The organism is Komarekiella delphini-convector SJRDD-AB1 (assembly GCF_014831675.1).
Taxonomy (GTDB): domain Bacteria; phylum Cyanobacteriota; class Cyanobacteriia; order Cyanobacteriales; family Nostocaceae; genus Komarekiella.
On the sequence record NZ_VJXY01000016.1, the window covers coordinates 84,764 to 100,981 of the forward strand.

Here is a 16,218-nt window from a genome sequence, read left to right on the forward strand (position 1 = left end):
GAAAAAGGGCTTCTTCGGCTCGTTTACGTTGCAGCACAGAACTTAATTGCGCTGCGATCGCTGTAATGCTTTGAATTAAATATGAGTCATCTTGCCAGGATTCAAACTTGAAAAACACCAGAACTGCTAGCACCTGGTCGTTAGCAATTAGGGGAATGCCTAAGCCTGCTTTGATGCCACACACCAAAGCAATTTCGTGACGTAAAAAAGCTGTTTCTGATTGTGATACATCCTCACACCACTCTAGTTGTTTAGATGCCCATACCCGTCCTGGTAGCCCTAGCCCAAATCCAAAGGTGAATTTCTCACTCACTGTTCGGAATTGAGCGAGTTCTGATGAGCCGTGATCGCCATACCAAGCTGAACTACAATGCAAAACGGCTGCATTCCCATCAGGAACCCAAGCTTCGCCATAGTTCCAGCCTTTGGTTTCACAGATTGTTTGCAAGATACTTGTCAAAGCAGCATTAAAATCCTCTGCTTCCCCAATAGCCAGCGCTAAGGTTTGTAAAAGCTGGACTTGTTCCTCTGCCCGTTTACGCTCGGTGATATCGGCAAAGGAGGTAACAACTGCATAAGTAACAGAGCCATCAGTTGGAAATAGAGGTTGGGAATTAATTGAAATCCAGGTTAAGTTACCATCTGGCTTGTGAACTCCCATAATCACGTTATTACAGGGTTTTCCAGTTCGTAACGCTAGCATGGCTGGGTGTTGCTCGCCGAGAAATGGTGAACCATCTTCATGAATCGCTCGCCACCGAAGGTCAAGGTAAGTTCGTCCCATCATTTGGTCTAGGGACAAACCCAGAATCCGCTCTGCATTGGCGTTACTGGTTTGGATTACTCCATTTTCGTCTTGTAAAACAATGCCTTCTGCCATTGCGCTGACCACAGAACGATAGCGTGCTTCACTTGCCTGTAAGTAAAAATTAGATTGGGCAAGTTCAGTAGTTCGTTCTGCTACCTTGATTTCTAAGGTGGCGTTTGCCTGTCGTAAGGCTTCTTCTGCCTGTTTGCGTAAGCGTTGGCAAAGCCTCTCGTAGAGAAGCTCGTCGTAGACATCACTAATATCAAAGAGAATACCAACACAGCGTACAGCCTGACCCATCTGGTCATAGAGAAACTGACCGAATGCTGCCAGCCAGAGAGGGGCGGTTTTTTCGCAGGGCTACATTTACAAACATTAATGCTATTCCCACAAAAGCAAAGCCAAGAGCTGTATTCGGCGCGGGGCGACCTGGTTGGGGGCGATTAATATGGATGAACCATTGTTGATTGCTGTCTGTAGCGCTGGTTGCTGAACCACTTCCAGGTGGATAGAGCGTCTTAGTAAGGTAATCATGCATCAGCAGTTGGTCAATGCCAAAATCAACTGTAAATGCATACTGAGCTAGTATCAGCAGACTCAATCCCGCAACCATAATGCTGAGTACGCCTGCCAATGCTCGCTGTTTGCATCCTAGCGTCATCAGTGCCAACCCACTGAGTAGAAAAGTAAGGGCGGTGTTATAACGCATAGGTGCAGCACCAGGTAGCAGCTGCACAAGTGGAGTCAGGTGGAAATGCCACGCGATTACGACTACCAAACCAATTAAAGCGACGATTCCACCCAATGCGATCGCTATCTGGTTGTATATCTCCACCTGTGTAGCTGCTCTAATTTTCATCTGGAAAATGCCTATAAAAAAATTATTTGCTGCGTTAAGCCGAATCGCATTGAAAAAATCGCTCACTTTTCGCCGCATCTCCTCTAAAAGTTTCAAGGCGATGTCGAAAGGCTGAGCGAGGTTGTTTTTCCAATGATTGATGCTTTAGGGCAAACGCATATAAATTAGTTTTGACAAAACATGATCGTTAAATTGAAAATTTCTCGTTCAGTATTAAGCCTGAAATGCTTGTAAAAGTTAAATTAAGTTACTTTGTCTCTTGTAAGAGTTTCAGTAACATTACCCCTACCTCCTTGAGTATTCCCATACCCACTGCAACGCTAACAATTTCCGTTTTCGCAGTTGCATAGTGGATTTATTAACCTCACCGTTTAGGCGGTTGTTGGGGTTGATGCAGGAGGCAAATATTTGTAATAAATATAGGACTAGCTCTTTTAAGGTGTAATATATTTCCTTGGTGTCTTAGTGCCTTGGTGGTTCAAAAGTAAATTTTTTCACCACTAAGGCACAATGACACAAAGATGAAAAGCCCAAAATTTGGGAAATTTTTGGAAAGGGGTAGTTCTAAAATAGTTTTGGGGTGAAAAGCGATCGCTCCACCCCCACTAAAGCCACATGCCAAATTTAATATTAGTCCCTACAGACTACATCCCGGCCCTTCAAGACCCTCGGCAAAACTGATTAATTCTAAGGAATCTGGGTTTGCCAATAACTGTTTTGCTGCTAGTAATCCAGCAATACTCCAAGTTTGATAAATCCGGGCTTCTTTACCAATCAGACGACCATTATTACCATCGTAGTATTCTGGAAATTGATCCTGAAATAAACGGCTTTCAGCAATGGCGATCGCTTCTTGAGCAAGTTCTATCCGACCTGTTTTCTGTGCTGCCGCAGTAAATAACCAAAGTAAAACAGGCCAGTTACCGCCGTTATGATAAGACCAAGGGATATTTTTAGGGTCACATCCTGTGACAATCTGCCACTCTAAACCTTCCAAAGCAGGAAAGCAGATTTTAACAGGCATATAGCCAATCAAGTCTTCCCAGCGTTGGGCAAACAAATTCATGATGCTTTGAGCTTCTTCTTCACAAGCTAAAGAAGATATAATTGCCATCAAATTTCCCAAGGCAAAAAAGCGAAAATCCATCCGTCCCGGCCCTAGATTTCCTGCTAAATATCCTCCAGTTTCGGGCAACCATTCGGTTAACCAACTGGGGATTGATTGTGAGTAGATATTAAATTTGTTGGCAACTTCTTTACCAAACTCATCACCTTTGTAGCGATATATTTCCCGCAATCGCTTCAAGTCTAACCAGTAATAGTTACGGATGTGATATTTTAAAGTTCCCAATCGCTGAGCAACGTTGCGGAGATAGCGATCGCCATTTCCATCCGGCAAAAGCAATTCACTAGCAGCCCTAAGAGACGCATAAAATAATACTTGAATTTCTAGAGGATGTTCGTAGACTCCCATCCGACGGTCAATCATAAACGCGCCATCGGGAACTAACATCGTTGGGTACATAGAAAACCGATGTACCAGGCAAAGATCCAAAATTAGCTTGATTCCTTCTTGAAAGTTTGGCTGACGCGCTAGATCTAAATCGCCTGTCGCCTTTTCATAAGCCCGCAGCAGCAAAATCCACCACATACAAGAATCAACTGGCGGAACACGAGCGATGGCTTGCTCACCAAAATCAGCGATCAAAAATTCCTCACTTCCACTGCATAGTACTTTAAAACTTGCAGGCATCAACCCGGCTCCCGGTTCAAAGCAGTCTATCTGCTTTTCATGGCTTTGTAGTTTGAGTGTTTCTATTAAAAAGTTGCGGACAATCTCTGTTTTGCCATGCATGAGAAACACTAAAGCAGAAGGCACAAAATCACGGAGAAAGCACTGGTCATAATTGAGGGCATTTGACTCTGGATCGTGTGCAGCTACACTACCAATGGGTTTTCCTTGGTAATAAATTATGGAATTTTCTAGGAGTTTCCAGGCTTCTGTTTCTAGTAAATTGTTCTTGTTGATCGCGCGAGTCATAAAGCGTTTAATTCCACTACTAGTCTCGGTTCAATTGTGGAAAGCACGCCAGCCGAACTCTTAAGCTGACCAAGCTTCTCGGAAGTCAGCATAGAGAGTTAGTCCACCGTCTACAAACAAAGTTTGTCCAGTGATGTAAGCGGCTTCATCCGAAGCTAAAAAAGCTACTACTGCTGCCATTTCTTCGGAAGTACCTGCACGTCCCATTGGGATGTGACTTTCCACGATCGCCTTTTTTTCGGGGTTATCTGTCCAGTCTTGATTAATGGGCGTAATTGTGGCTCCGGGCCCAATGGCGTTTACACGAATACCTCGGTTAGCATATTCCAACGCCAGACTTTTGGTCAGGTTTTCCATACCGCCTTTGCTAATTGAATAGCTGATATACATCGGTCGAGGAATAATTTCGTGGACGCTGGAAACGTTAATGATTATCCCCGGACGATTTTGGGACAGGAGGTGTTTAATAGTTTCACGAGCGCAAAGGTAAGCACCCCGGAGATTTACCGCAATTACCCGATCAAAGTCTGCCGTAGTAACTTCGTGAGATGAAGCTTCTGTTTGAATACCAGCATTGTTGATGAGAATATCTACACTGCCAAACTCCTTAACTACGGCGTTGACCATTTCAATAATGTCTGATTCCTGGGAAACATCTCCCTGGACTAGAAACGACTTCACACCACAATTTTCGATATTTCCGCAGGCTTTTTGCATTGCCATTTCTTCCGTATCAACCCCGCCTTCGGGGTCTTTGCGGTAATTAATAGCGATGTTGCACCCCTCTTGGGCAAGTCTCACAGCGATCGCCTGACCAATACCTGACGTTGCGCCTGTAATTAAGGCGTTTTTGCCCTTTAATCCTATCATATTTCTTCCCTCGTCTGTCTGTGCTTTAACTTGCATTCAGTTACAAGCCAAGAGTTTGTCATGATTGCATTTGTATTATTTGAAGAAAATTCTGAGCGCTAACTTTAGACACTCAGAACTTCGGTGATTTTAAATTGCTGATGGCGTCAGCCCTATTGCAAATTCGCTGGTACTTTTTCGGGAACCACCCAGTAGTAAATGGTTTTTCCTTCTACGTTTAATGTCTGCTGTGGTTTCCAATCACCCATATCGAAAGCGTGGGAGACAATTCGAGTACCGGGTTTGAGTTCTTTCAAGATTTTGGGGCGGAGTTTGAGGTTGACATCAGGCAACAGGTAGAGTGTGACTACCGTTGCATCACTAAAATCAGTGTTGAACAAGTCTTGTTGAACAAACCGTACGCGATCGGTTACTCCTGCTTGCTTGGCATTTTCGTTAGCTTCTTGAATGCGTTCGGGGTTAATATCTATGCCAGTTCCGCGTGTACCATACCTTTGCGCGGCTGTAACCACGATCCGCCCATCACCACTACCAAGGTCGTAAAGTACATCATTCTTGCCCACTTTTGCCACTTTCAACATTGCATCCACAACTGGCTGGGGTGTGGGTACATAGGGAACATCGCCAGGGCGTTCTTGAGGTTGAGTTGTGGAAGCTGGTGTTTCAGTAGTCGGAGCCGTTGTCGAAGTAGGTACTTGTGCCCCTGCTTCAAAGTCGCGCTGTTGCGTCGTACATCCCGCAATTCCTAAGCTGGTAACGCTAGCTGTTGTAACCAATAAAAACAGAATTTTTCTGAAGCCCATGAATTTTCTCCTTTGTCTCTGTTAATGGTCAAGGGTTAAGGGTTAAGAGTGCTGAGTCCTGAGTCTTGAGTCCTGAGTCAGTATTTATTCTCCCCCTGCTTCCCCTGCCCCCCTTTTCCCTCATCTCACGCCCTGCCTTGGCGATAGTTATTCCAAAGCAGCATTGGGATGCCTGCGGCTACAACTACAACCCCGACAACTGCCCCCACGCCGGTATAAACCAAGCTGGAGTAAAGCAAGTAGCCGCAGACGGCACAAAATAGCAATGGGGTGAAAGGATAAAATGGCACACGGAATGGTCGTAGTATCTGGGGTTCTTTGTTTCGCAGTACTAAAAGTGATATGCCTGAAAGCAAGAAGAAGAACCAAAAAACTGGGGCGGTGTAATCCACCATCGTTTCAAAGCCTTTACGGGTAAAAGTGCCTAAAAAAACCAGTAATAAGGCGATCGCTGCTTGCAACAGTAAAGCATAGGTAGGAGTGCTGGGACGTTGTTGCCAGCGTCCCATAAAACCGAATAGCGAAAAATCCTGTCCCAGGGCGTAATTAGTACGCGCTCCAGTAAAAATCGTGGCGTTGGTTGCTCCTAAAGTAGCAACTGCAATCAGTAGGCTGATAAACAAGGCTCCGGGCGCGCCCCAAAGCGATCGCATTAAATCTGCGGCTACCGCTTCTGACTGCGCCATGTTTGCTAATCCTAGTCCCCGTAGGTAAGCTAGATTGATTAGCAGGTAAATGGCGGTGATTATGCCAATACTCCAGAGCAGCGATCGCACGATGTTCCGCTGTTTATTCTGGATTTCTGCTGAAATATAGGCCGCCTCGTTCCAGCCACCGTAAGATAGCAGTACAAACACCATCGCCAGTCCCCAAGCTCCTGATGATGCAGATTCTACAGGCGCGGCAGAATTAGGGACAGCCATCAGCCCAATAATTACCACCAGCAACAAACCCAGGACTTTCGCAGCACTTAGCAAGTTTTGTGTCCACTTACCCTGCTGCAAACCGATGATGTTTAGAGCAGTTAAAAGAGCGATCGCTATGGCTGCATAAATAGAAGATGAAAGCGTACCGAGCCGCAATATTTGAGAGGCGTAGTCACCAAAAACAAATGCCAACAGAGCAATGGAACCAGTTTGAATTACTGTCATCCGCGCCCAGGCAAACAAAAAGGCGACTCCTCTGCCAAAAGCCCGCTTCAGGTAATAGTAAACACCTCCTACGTTGGGATAAGCCGTCGCCAATTCTGCGTAGCATAAGGCTCCCACAAGAGACACTACACCGCCAAGTAGCCAGAAAAGCAGTACAGCAATATCACTACCTGCTTGAGCCGCTACCAGTGCAGGGGTTTGAAAAATCCCCGCTCCGATGACAATACCGACAATCAGCGCGATCGCGTCTGGTAAAGTCAGCGATGGCTTAGGCGCTGCTGCTTCCGTTGTCACTGTTTGATCAAGTAAACTGTGGTCTTTACGTCTACCCACATTGGCTCCTCACTAGTTTTGACTGTTGAGTGCTGAGTGGTAACTCTTGGCTTTGTTTCATTCAAAAACTACTCCTCTGTATAATTAGGACTTTGGAACTCACTACTCAGCACTACTTTTTATTGGGTTGGGGCCATGTTAATCGTTTAACAGGTACATTTAGCCTGGTGGTCTGCCAACTCAAAAATGCTGAGTGAAGGCTGGGGAAAGGTTAAAGGGAAAAGAATTAAAAATATGCACCCCTTTACCCCGTTAAGGGAACTTGGTCTGCACTACTACTGAGCAGGCGGGGAGTCAGGGTCGAATTTTGGGGAGCGTTAGGGTCAACTTGCAAATCAGTAGATGAGGTAGTCGCGTTCGCGTCAGGAACCGTTACTTGTGAGCTGGTTACAACTGTATTCGTTGATTCAGCAGTAGCGGGGAATCCACTTAAACCAACTATTACAGTCGTAAGACCCAGTAGATAAAAACTTCTCTTAAGGAGATAAGTAATCATGAATAATCCTTGTGAAGCATTGGTCAATAACTGAAAGTTGGTACAAGTTTTTTGAACGTGATCTATAGGCAATAGATTTGAGAGAGCATTAATCTATTTACTTGAGGTGGGAGTACTGAGTTTTATCTATATATTTATCATTGAAGATAAATGTGACGTGAAAATGACATTTAAGCATTCAAAATTAAAATAATATGACACATAGTCTTGTAAATTATTTTTGTCTTCTATCTTATGCGTGATTTTAAATCCACCATTTAGTAGATTTTTCGTATGTAATCAAACTTTGCTTAACAAAAGCAACATCATAAGATGAGTAAAATTTTCATTCTTTATTGTTGATAACTGTTCACTGATTTAATGGCAACTCAATCTGAAACAGAGAACCTTGTCCTAGTTCGCTCTTAACACTCAGATGTCCGCCATGTGCTTCAATGATTTGTTGAGCGATCGCCAATCCTAAACCAAAGCCACCAGCCGCACGCGTCCGCTGCTTATCCACTCGATAGAACCACTCGAAGATGTGGGGTAAATCTGCCGCAGGGATGCCAATACCATTGTCTTCAACTTGAATAACTACCCGATGGTATTCTGTAAACAAGCGCAAATTCACTAAACCGCCTGCTGGAGTGTACTTACAGGCATTGCTAAGAAGATTCATAACTGCCTGATAAAGCAGTTCTGAGTCTACTTTGAGCACAATTGGCTGTTCTGGTAAATCACTCTTGAAATCCAAATGCTGAGCAGCAATTCGAGTAGTTTGTGAGCCTATGAGTTCCCGCAGCAAATCGTTTAGGTCAGTTTCATGTAGAGATTCAGGCGCTAAACGTCCCACCTGACGCGCTAAAAATAACAAATTCCCAATCAAAGTATTCATTGACTTGGCAACTTCTGCAATCTTTTCTAAACGCAGATGTTTGCTATCGGCATCGTCAATGTTTGCTAACAATCCAACCTGAGCATTACTGAGTATGGCCGCTAAAGGCGCGCGTAATTCATGAGAAGCATTAGCGGTGAAGCGCTGGAGTTGTTCGTAGCTGTAGCGGATTGGCTGCATGGCCAGTCCTCCCAAGAACCAACCTGTGAGACTTGTTACTCCCAAAGCCATTAACACTGTCAACACCAACAACAGCAGAAACTTGCTTAGAGACTCTTGAGCGCGAGTCATTGGTATTGCCATTTGCAGATAGCCGATTAACTGACCTCTATACTGAACTGGAAGGGTGATTTGACGCAGCCAAATAACAGGTGATGATGAGGAAATTAAGTAATTGGTGGTCTTAATCGTTTGAAATTCAAATGTCTTACTTAAATGTTCTTGTGGAGGTACGCCAAAAAATTGCTTTAGTTTGCCTTTTGCATCGTACCAACGGGCATAAATAATTTCACTATCTGGCGGTGGTGGGTTGCTTCCTAAGAGTGGCACGTTTTTAATAAACACGCGCATTTGACCTTGCTGCATTTTATACTGCACATTTCCGGCAATTACTCTAGCTTTTTTATAAAGTAGTAAATCTATAACCTCTAGCTGCTTAATCGCTTCTTGATAGTAAAGTGTCCCAGCAAAAACTGCTAGAATACTACCCATTGATAGGGTAAACCAACGAGCCAAGTTGCGACGGCTACGGTTGAACATGAAAAATGCAAAATTAATAATAAAAAATTAATTCTTAGGACTAATTCGATAACCTATACCGTAAATAGTTTCAATCCAGTCTGCTGCACTTACTAACTGTAACCGTTGCCGTAGACGACGTACTAAGGTTGTCATTGCATTACTCTCTGGTTCATTTCCCCACTGCCATAATGCCTGTTCTATTTGGTCACGACTTAAAACATGACGCGGGTGACGCATCAGGTACTCTAGTAATTGAAACTCACGCGCAGATAATTCGACAATCCCCTGTCCTCGTTCTACCGTTAGGGTAGAAATGTGTAGTTGCAAGTCAGCAAGCTGGAGGGTTTCACCTTGCCATTGAGGCGATCGCCTACCTAATGCTCGCACTCTTGCCAATAGCTCAAACACATCCGTAGGTTTGACGAGATAATCATCCGCTCCAGCATCTAATCCTATAACTTTATCAATAGTGGTATCTTTTGCTGTCAGCATCAATATAGGTGCTTTTTTACCAGCTTGCCGATATTGACGACACAAATCCAAGCCACTAATTTGCGGTAACAACCAGTCCAAAATTAATAGGTCATAGTCCCTTTGAGAGATAACCCACTGAGCGATCGCCCCATCTTCTATACCGTCTACAATATGTCCAGCTTGCGACAATGCTGTTTGCAGAGGTTCTAATTGTGCCTGATCGTCTTCTACTAGAAGTATTCGCATTATTAGCTTGTTTTGATTTTCTAAAATTTAAGATAGAATATCTGACTCAATAATGCGTCTTCCAACAGTGGGATTTTCAACAAATAAAAAATGCATAACTGGTAATAGATAATCTGGCTCTCAAGCAGATTCATTACTAGTTAATGTTACCATAACTTTTTAAGTATTTAATAGTATTAATTGCCTAGATACCTTCCATAATTTAATTTTTCTATGATGAATTTTTAATTTTTAACTTCTTATGTTTTTACGTAACTGGTTGAAGTTATTGCATTTTATGGGGTTAGAGTTTTGGCTTCCTCTTCCTATTTTGGGTGTTGCTTTTTGGTTGGGCGGCAACCAATTGACAGAAAAGGTGTTGAGCAGACCTTACACTACGGTGAATAAGCTTCAAGCAGATGTTCAACCAGAATTCTATCTGTCAATGCATGTGCTGTTCATTCAAGCTGAAGTTGACAGAAATGCTGGAGTTACTAAAGTTTTTGTTCAACCAATAAATGCCTCACTAAACAAATCGAAATTTCAAGTTGCTACCACAGATATAAGTCAGATAGAGATAGCGATCGCCAAAAGGTTAGAAATGTCAATTGACGATATCCGAAAGCTTGTGAGATATCAAATAATAGAATAGGTATAAAGAATATTTAATCTAACTAAAAATTACCTCCTCCGCTGCTCTATTGAGTAACCTGAAGTTAAATTTAGATTAGTATCTGCTGCTGGGTAAAAGTAAAATATCAATTATTTCACCCATAATCAAACCCAATCCTGCTAAGACTGTTAAAATCCAAAAAGAATCTAGTTTGTTGAAGCCAGCAAAGCGCATTTCTAGATCAGCTAACAATGTAGTTGCTATGGGTATGAGAAAGAGGCTGAATATTAGCGACCAAGTTGCTACTAAAGCAATTGATGCACTTAAAAATAAAATGAGCACTAAGGCTCTAGACCCAAATGCAACCAAATACTCTAACCAAGAAAAACTTTTCCGCACTATGGCTATAGTAACAGCGGCTACAAAAGCTCCCGCCAGCCAAATAATGTGATGAGCAGCAAGATCCCAGCCTAATAAAGCATAAGCTAGCCAGAGTAATATCAGAGGCATCAGAGGCATCCTGTGCAAAAATTCCACATTCATATTACTAATGCTTAGAAAGCTGCTGAAATCGTATCTTAATCTTAGTCAATAAAGCTTACTAACTTAAATTTTAGATATAGCAAATTTGCTCAAAACACGGCATTATGACGTCTTTACCCATGTACCTCATTCAAATGAGAATCGTTATACATACTCTGAATTTGACCGAGGTGTTATGTATAACTAAGTTTTTGTCAGAAACATCGCTTTTACCTAAATTCGGAACTCACCAGGAAATTTAGTCTGACTTTATAAAGTTAGGTTAAAGAAATCATGTAGAAAAAATAAAGCAAACGCTTATATACTGTGTAGTGAAACGAATTAATGTATGTTAAAGTTTATACTGTAAATTTTGCTACGGCTTTATTTGATGCGATGTCTAACGATAAGCCACTATGTGTTTAAACTTTTAGTTTTACAGCAGTTTTCAATTGAAAAGACCACAAGGAGCACAATATACTGCATAAGTGTTAATTTAACCTCAAATCCATGCTGAGAACAGCTTTAAATACTTCTATCTTTTCTTCTTTTGTGTCCTCATACTAAGTAAAAATGGTTAAAAATTAAGTAGTATTTAAACACAAATCTTAGTTAGAAGATAAGTATATGATGAATACATGACGTTCCAAAATCATAGTAATGTGTAAATAAATTAACTTTGTCTGTTAGTTAGTTTTAGCTAGTTGCTCTATATTTTTGTGTGAGAGGTATTGACGATTCACAGTGTTCAACTTTTATAACTGTCCATATAATTGTTTCGTGCTTCTACCTAGTGGTAGAATCATTCCACTAAGTAAAGATGTCTTTTATACATCAAATAGCAAACGTGCTGAAAGGGTTAGTTAGGTGTGCAATCTCCAAAAAACAAAGAATTATTCAACCCACTCAGGGAAATCAACAAGATCGCCAACTTGCAACACAGAGAGTCCTGGCCAAACTATTGGTATTCCTTTGTTTCAAGTATGGTTATATAACGATTTATTAAGGAACTTCCAATTAAAAAAATATCCAACTTGTAGGGTATGTTATGCCTCTGGGTAACGCACTGTGACAGATTAGTCAAGATAGTGCGTTATTACTACAACGCACCCTACAAATTAAGATTGGATGATTTATTTTTTGGTAATCCCTAAATAGGAACAAAGTCCTTATTTAGAAATAATACCAATCAATAAGGTAAACCAGAAATTCTTGTTTTAACATAGCAAAGCAAGGATAAATAAGATTATTTTGACAGAATGTTACTTTGCTTTTGATATATCAAATATCTCGAAAAGCTAGATTTTTGAAAGCAAAAATATTTGACTTTCTGCATTAAGCTGTTACGCATTTAATTTGTGATTGACTTGTATAAGTATTGCCCTATAATCTAAGTGTTTAAGCATGGATAAGCGTTATACCAATTCTCAAAGAAGATACATCTAATAAAAATTGGGCGTTGCTGAATCAAGGGATGAAATTTTATGTCTTGAAGTCTAAAACTCCTTATTTTCTCTGCGTATTTGTGCGAGGGACACTTTCCTATACTGACAAAGACGCTGCGCGAAGCTTGCTTCCCCATTGGGGTAGATGGGGTGACACCTTCCGTTCAACCTTTACGCCTCTATCCGCACGGAAGTGTCCTCCTCTGCGTGACACAAATTTATCAACTTTCAACCATAGGATAGGGACTTAAAAATATTATGTTTACTTGCGCCTAACTATTTAACATATCAACATTTATTTAGTAAAACTTGATTACTGACAACATCAGCAAGAGTAAAAGGAAAAAAGATGAGTATCATTGTTCGTTTGTTTAGAGAATTTATTCTTCCAGTATCCACATTTTCTATGGTGGCGATACCTTTAGTAAGCTTCCCAACGGAACGCTCCGCGATCGCTAATGCACAGACAATTCCTGTTATTCCTCAACAGAGAACAATTCCTGTTATTCCTCAACAGAGAACAACTCAGAGGATTTGCTCTTTAGATCCAGTTGAGGATTTATTACCTCCACTACCAAGCAAATCAAGTAATTCTTTGCTTTCCTACCTAGCTGAGCAAGGTTTTACACAAAATCAAGAAGGTTCTTGGGTCTGTTATGCAAATGATCCGAAGAAGGAAGGGCGTTACTTTACTCTCTTCAAAGTTCAAGAGATGAATGGAAGGCTTATAGGAAGTTCTTTTTTAGACGAGGGTAGTCTGATTGAGGGACAAGATAACCGTAGCTTGGACTTATTTATGATGCTGATAGAGCGTCATATGAATGCAAGCCAAGAGAATCGTCAAGGTATACGTAGGTATCTGCAAGCTTTCATTTCCTTAGTAGAGCAAGGAAAGATAAAACCCACGCGTCGCGGCTTTCTTTTTGACCAACCGAACCGTGGATTGGTCTTATACCATACGCTCTCATCAGGAAGTCTTAAAGGTACTGCAATCACAGTTAACATCTACTTGCCCAAGAGTAAAACCTGAGCTTCTAACATCAACTTTCTACTGCTTTGAAAAAAGACTTGAAAACTTAATCCAAGACTAATCATGATGCCCAAACAAGCTTCTTCCCTCGTTTGCTGGAGATGGATGTTGTCATCAACCTTCCAAAAGATTGCGATGCCGAAGGCGGTTCGCTTTGCGACCATCGTCTCATCTGTTGCAGTATTACTAGCTGTATGCGAGTCTGCTTCCGCACAGCTAAATGTTGGACGCTATGGTATCCAACGAGGACTGGAGTCAGAGTATCTTCAATACCAAATCCAGAACCAAAATCTCAACCAGATGCGAGTCATTCCTGCATGTGATGTGGGATTTGGTCTGAGCTGCAACAAAACTGGCTCGGTAGTTCAGCAATTACTTGAGTTAAATGGCGGCCCTAGTTATCAAGACTTGCTAGTGCGAGCAGCTGGCGGCACACAAAACCTCCAGAATTTCGCTAGCTTTTACGGTAATAATCCCAATGTTTCTCAAGCGCCGTATGCTTCATTCTGGAGACAAGATTCTCCTGGAATTATGGACGGATACCAATACGTCATGGGGCAAAATTTTGGACGCACCCCAGTAGAAGGCCTTGGACTTGTAACTAAAAATTTTTATTGGACACCGTATTCGGGAGTAGGTGACTCCCTCAGCCTCCGTAATGGATTGCTGAACTTGAAATTATCTTATGGACGTTTGCTTTATGAGGAAGCCTCAAAACTTCCTAACGTTGAGCAACAGATTCAATCTCTGAATCTGCCGCCAGATATGACAAAGTTTTATTTAAATAACATCTCCAAAGGCTTAGATGCGCTGAGTTCTGGAGATAAGAACCAACTCCAAACAAGGATTTTTGAACTACTCTCTTATCCATATTCTGAAGATGGTGGCGAACTCGGACGCCCAAATAATGCCATTCCGCAGGAGTTGAGCCAGCTTTCTGGCGAAGATATTCCGGGAGATACTGTGCTGGGCGCTAATCCATTAGCATTAGAAGGAGAAGCGATAGGTCTTGATATTGCCACTCCCGGCTCTTTGGGAGATGTCTTAGTCGCTGGTAGTTCTGAATCCTTTCCAGTCTGGCCTCTACTTTTAGGTGTCCCTTTACTTTTTCTTCTATTGTCTGGCGGTGGAGATAGCTCATCCGGTCAACCGTCGGTTCCCGTGGCGGATATACCTCCATCTATCCCTGTAACGGATATACCTCCGCTTGTCCCTGTAACGGATATACCTCCGCTTGTCCCTAACCCAAATGAGTGCATTCCTACTCCCGGTGGCAATGGTTCTGGTAATAACCCGGTTATTGAAGTTCCATGTAACCCCGTTGTTCCACCATCCCAACCGGAAGTGAAGAAGGTGGTAGAGCCATCAATGATCAAAGCTTTTATATTGCTAATTGTTATGCTCAGTATACTTCGCTATAAACAGCGAACCATCAAGACAAACGGTTAAGTGAAATAACTCTTTCAGTTTTTTACAGCGGGTTTTATATGAATAAGCCACAGTAGGGTGGGCACTGTAATGCCCACCCTACAATCTCTTTTTAAAACACTCTTTAATATTTGTAGCGTTTTCCTAAAACATTCAGTTTTTTAAGCCTGCCTTACATAACTCCTCAATTAATTAGGCAACTTAGTCCCACACCTTTTACAAAAACCAGCATCTACATCGTGGAAAGCCAAACCACAACTCAAACAAACTGTTTCTACCTGATTGGCAGTTTTCACCAATCTCTTAATTAAATCCCCTACTTGCCAAGGAATCAGTGCAATCCCTGTCAAAATCATCAATACTGTGAGCAAACGACCTAATTCTGAAATTGGAACAACGTCACCAAATCCTACAGTTGTCATTGTGACAACCGAGAAATAAAATGCATCCAAAAATGTACCGTAATTTTGAGGATTAACTGGATGCTCTACTTGATAAATCAATCCAGAGTAAATAAAAATAATTGCAAATAATGTAAATAATATTCTTGCAAAAATCACACCATCTTCGGTGCTGATACTGGCGAATAAAAATTTTCTATCTATAAACCTGATTAACCGCAAAATCCGAAACCATCGTAGCAGACGAATAAAGCTAATATCTACTGCTCCCAGAAAAAATGGCAGAATTGCTATTAAGTCAATAATTGAATAAAAGCTAAAAATATATTTAATTTTATTTTCTGCACTCCACAGACGAAGTACATATTCCACCGCGAAAACTATAATGATCGCAGTATCCGCTACATCTAATTGAAAACGAACAGAATCAGGAATATTATAAGTTTCTGCTACAAAAATTACTGATGATAATAGAACAAAACTAGCAAGAGTTAAGTTAATAACTTTACCTATTGGTGTTTCTAAGTCTGTTAAATAAAATTCTGTTTGTTTTCTGCTCAATAACATATTTATCCACAATCAATTAGAATATATTGTATAAATTTCATTGGCAATACGATATTATTAACCAGTATCTTTCTTAACTCCCGCTAATATGAACCAAGAATATTTTATGCGCTTAGCACTGGCAGAAGCAAAAAAAGGCGATGCGCCTTATGGTGCAGTGATTGTTAAAGATAACGAAGTTGTTGCTGTAGCTCATAATACTGTCAGGAGAGATAGTGATCCATCGGCTCATGCGGAAATTAATGTCATTCGCAGTTTAACAGCTAAACTAAAAAACCCTGCTTTAGAAGGTTATAGCATATATACAACTGGTGAACCTTGCCCAATGTGTGCAACTGCTTGTGTTTGGACAGGTGTCTCAGAAATTGTATATGGTGCTTCAATTCAAGATTTAATTTCAGTAAATCAGTCGCAAATTAATATTTCTTGTGAAGAGGTGATCGCTCAATCATTTAGAAATATCAAGGTAACAAAAGGAATTTTAAAAAATGAATGTTTGGAATTGTTTAAATAATCTCTAAAAATTTTATTTAA

Annotated in this window: 14 protein-coding genes and 1 pseudogene; 4 read left to right on the plus strand and 11 right to left on the minus strand. The window is 41.4% G+C overall.

Features of this window, described 5'->3' with window-relative positions; genetic code table 11:
* Positions 1-43: 43 nt before the first annotated feature.
* From FNW02_RS38700 to rppA, 9 genes and pseudogenes are all read right to left on the minus strand, one after another.
* Positions 44-1,108, minus strand: a pseudogene (locus tag FNW02_RS38700) (PAS domain S-box protein); the annotation flags it as partial.
* A 4-nt stretch (positions 1,109-1,112) separates the two neighbouring features.
* The gene (locus FNW02_RS16240; RefSeq protein ID WP_191758548.1) at positions 1,113-1,667 is read right to left on the minus strand and encodes a hypothetical protein; all 555 of its coding nucleotides are present in this window, start codon (positions 1,665-1,667) and stop codon (positions 1,113-1,115) included.
* Positions 1,668-2,304: 637 nt separating this feature from the next.
* Positions 2,305-3,708, minus strand: coding sequence for a glycoside hydrolase 100 family protein (locus FNW02_RS16245; protein WP_191758549.1), 1,404 nt, complete (start codon positions 3,706-3,708; stop codon positions 2,305-2,307).
* A 60-nt stretch (positions 3,709-3,768) separates the two neighbouring features.
* On the minus strand, positions 3,769-4,578 hold the full coding sequence (locus FNW02_RS16250; protein ID WP_191758550.1) for a glucose 1-dehydrogenase: 810 nt from the start codon (positions 4,576-4,578) through the stop codon (positions 3,769-3,771).
* A gap of 152 nt (positions 4,579-4,730) precedes the next feature.
* Positions 4,731-5,381: a class I SAM-dependent methyltransferase gene (locus tag FNW02_RS16255; RefSeq protein ID WP_191758551.1), complete on the minus strand. Its 651-nt coding sequence runs from the start codon at positions 5,379-5,381 to the stop codon at positions 4,731-4,733.
* 125 nt (positions 5,382-5,506) lie between these two features.
* Positions 5,507-6,865 carry an amino acid permease gene (locus FNW02_RS16260; RefSeq protein ID WP_191758552.1) on the minus strand — a complete coding sequence of 453 codons (1,359 nt, stop codon included), beginning with the start codon at positions 6,863-6,865 and terminating at the stop codon, positions 5,507-5,509.
* Positions 6,866-7,109: 244 nt separating this feature from the next.
* Complete coding sequence (locus FNW02_RS16265; protein ID WP_191758553.1) at positions 7,110-7,361, minus strand: hypothetical protein; 252 nt, start codon at positions 7,359-7,361, stop codon at positions 7,110-7,112.
* A gap of 349 nt (positions 7,362-7,710) precedes the next feature.
* Entirely contained in the window at positions 7,711-8,997 is a 1,287-nt protein-coding gene (locus FNW02_RS16270; RefSeq protein WP_191758554.1) for a sensor histidine kinase, read from the minus strand.
* 27 nt (positions 8,998-9,024) lie between these two features.
* A complete protein-coding gene (rppA, locus tag FNW02_RS16275) occupies positions 9,025-9,699 on the minus strand; it encodes a two-component system response regulator RppA (RefSeq protein WP_191758555.1) in 675 nt (224 codons plus the stop codon).
* A 241-nt stretch (positions 9,700-9,940) separates the two neighbouring features.
* Here rppA and FNW02_RS16280 point away from each other — a divergent pair, with 241 nt between their 5' ends.
* Positions 9,941-10,330, plus strand: a complete 390-nt coding sequence (locus FNW02_RS16280) for a hypothetical protein (protein ID WP_191758556.1) — start codon at positions 9,941-9,943, stop codon at positions 10,328-10,330.
* Between the two features lie 75 nt (positions 10,331-10,405).
* Here the strand turns inward: FNW02_RS16280 and FNW02_RS16285 are convergent, their stop codons facing one another.
* Positions 10,406-10,834 (minus strand): hypothetical protein, encoded by a 429-nt coding sequence (locus tag FNW02_RS16285; protein ID WP_191758557.1) that lies wholly within the window; start codon positions 10,832-10,834, stop codon positions 10,406-10,408.
* Positions 10,835-12,607: 1,773 nt separating this feature from the next.
* On the opposite strand from FNW02_RS16285, the gene FNW02_RS16290 reads away from it, so the two are divergent.
* On the plus strand, positions 12,608-13,288 hold the full coding sequence (locus FNW02_RS16290; protein WP_191758558.1) for a hypothetical protein: 681 nt from the start codon (positions 12,608-12,610) through the stop codon (positions 13,286-13,288).
* A 105-nt stretch (positions 13,289-13,393) separates the two neighbouring features.
* Complete coding sequence (locus FNW02_RS16295) at positions 13,394-14,737, plus strand: hypothetical protein (protein ID WP_191758608.1); 1,344 nt, start codon at positions 13,394-13,396, stop codon at positions 14,735-14,737.
* Between the two features lie 167 nt (positions 14,738-14,904).
* On the opposite strand, the gene FNW02_RS16300 is transcribed toward FNW02_RS16295, so the two are convergent.
* On the minus strand, positions 14,905-15,684 hold the full coding sequence (locus FNW02_RS16300; RefSeq protein WP_191758559.1) for an ion transporter: 780 nt from the start codon (positions 15,682-15,684) through the stop codon (positions 14,905-14,907).
* A gap of 88 nt (positions 15,685-15,772) precedes the next feature.
* On the opposite strand from FNW02_RS16300, the gene FNW02_RS16305 reads away from it, so the two are divergent.
* Positions 15,773-16,198 (plus strand): nucleoside deaminase, encoded by a 426-nt coding sequence (locus FNW02_RS16305; protein ID WP_191758560.1) that lies wholly within the window; start codon positions 15,773-15,775, stop codon positions 16,196-16,198.
* The last annotated feature ends 20 nt before the right edge of the window (positions 16,199-16,218 follow it).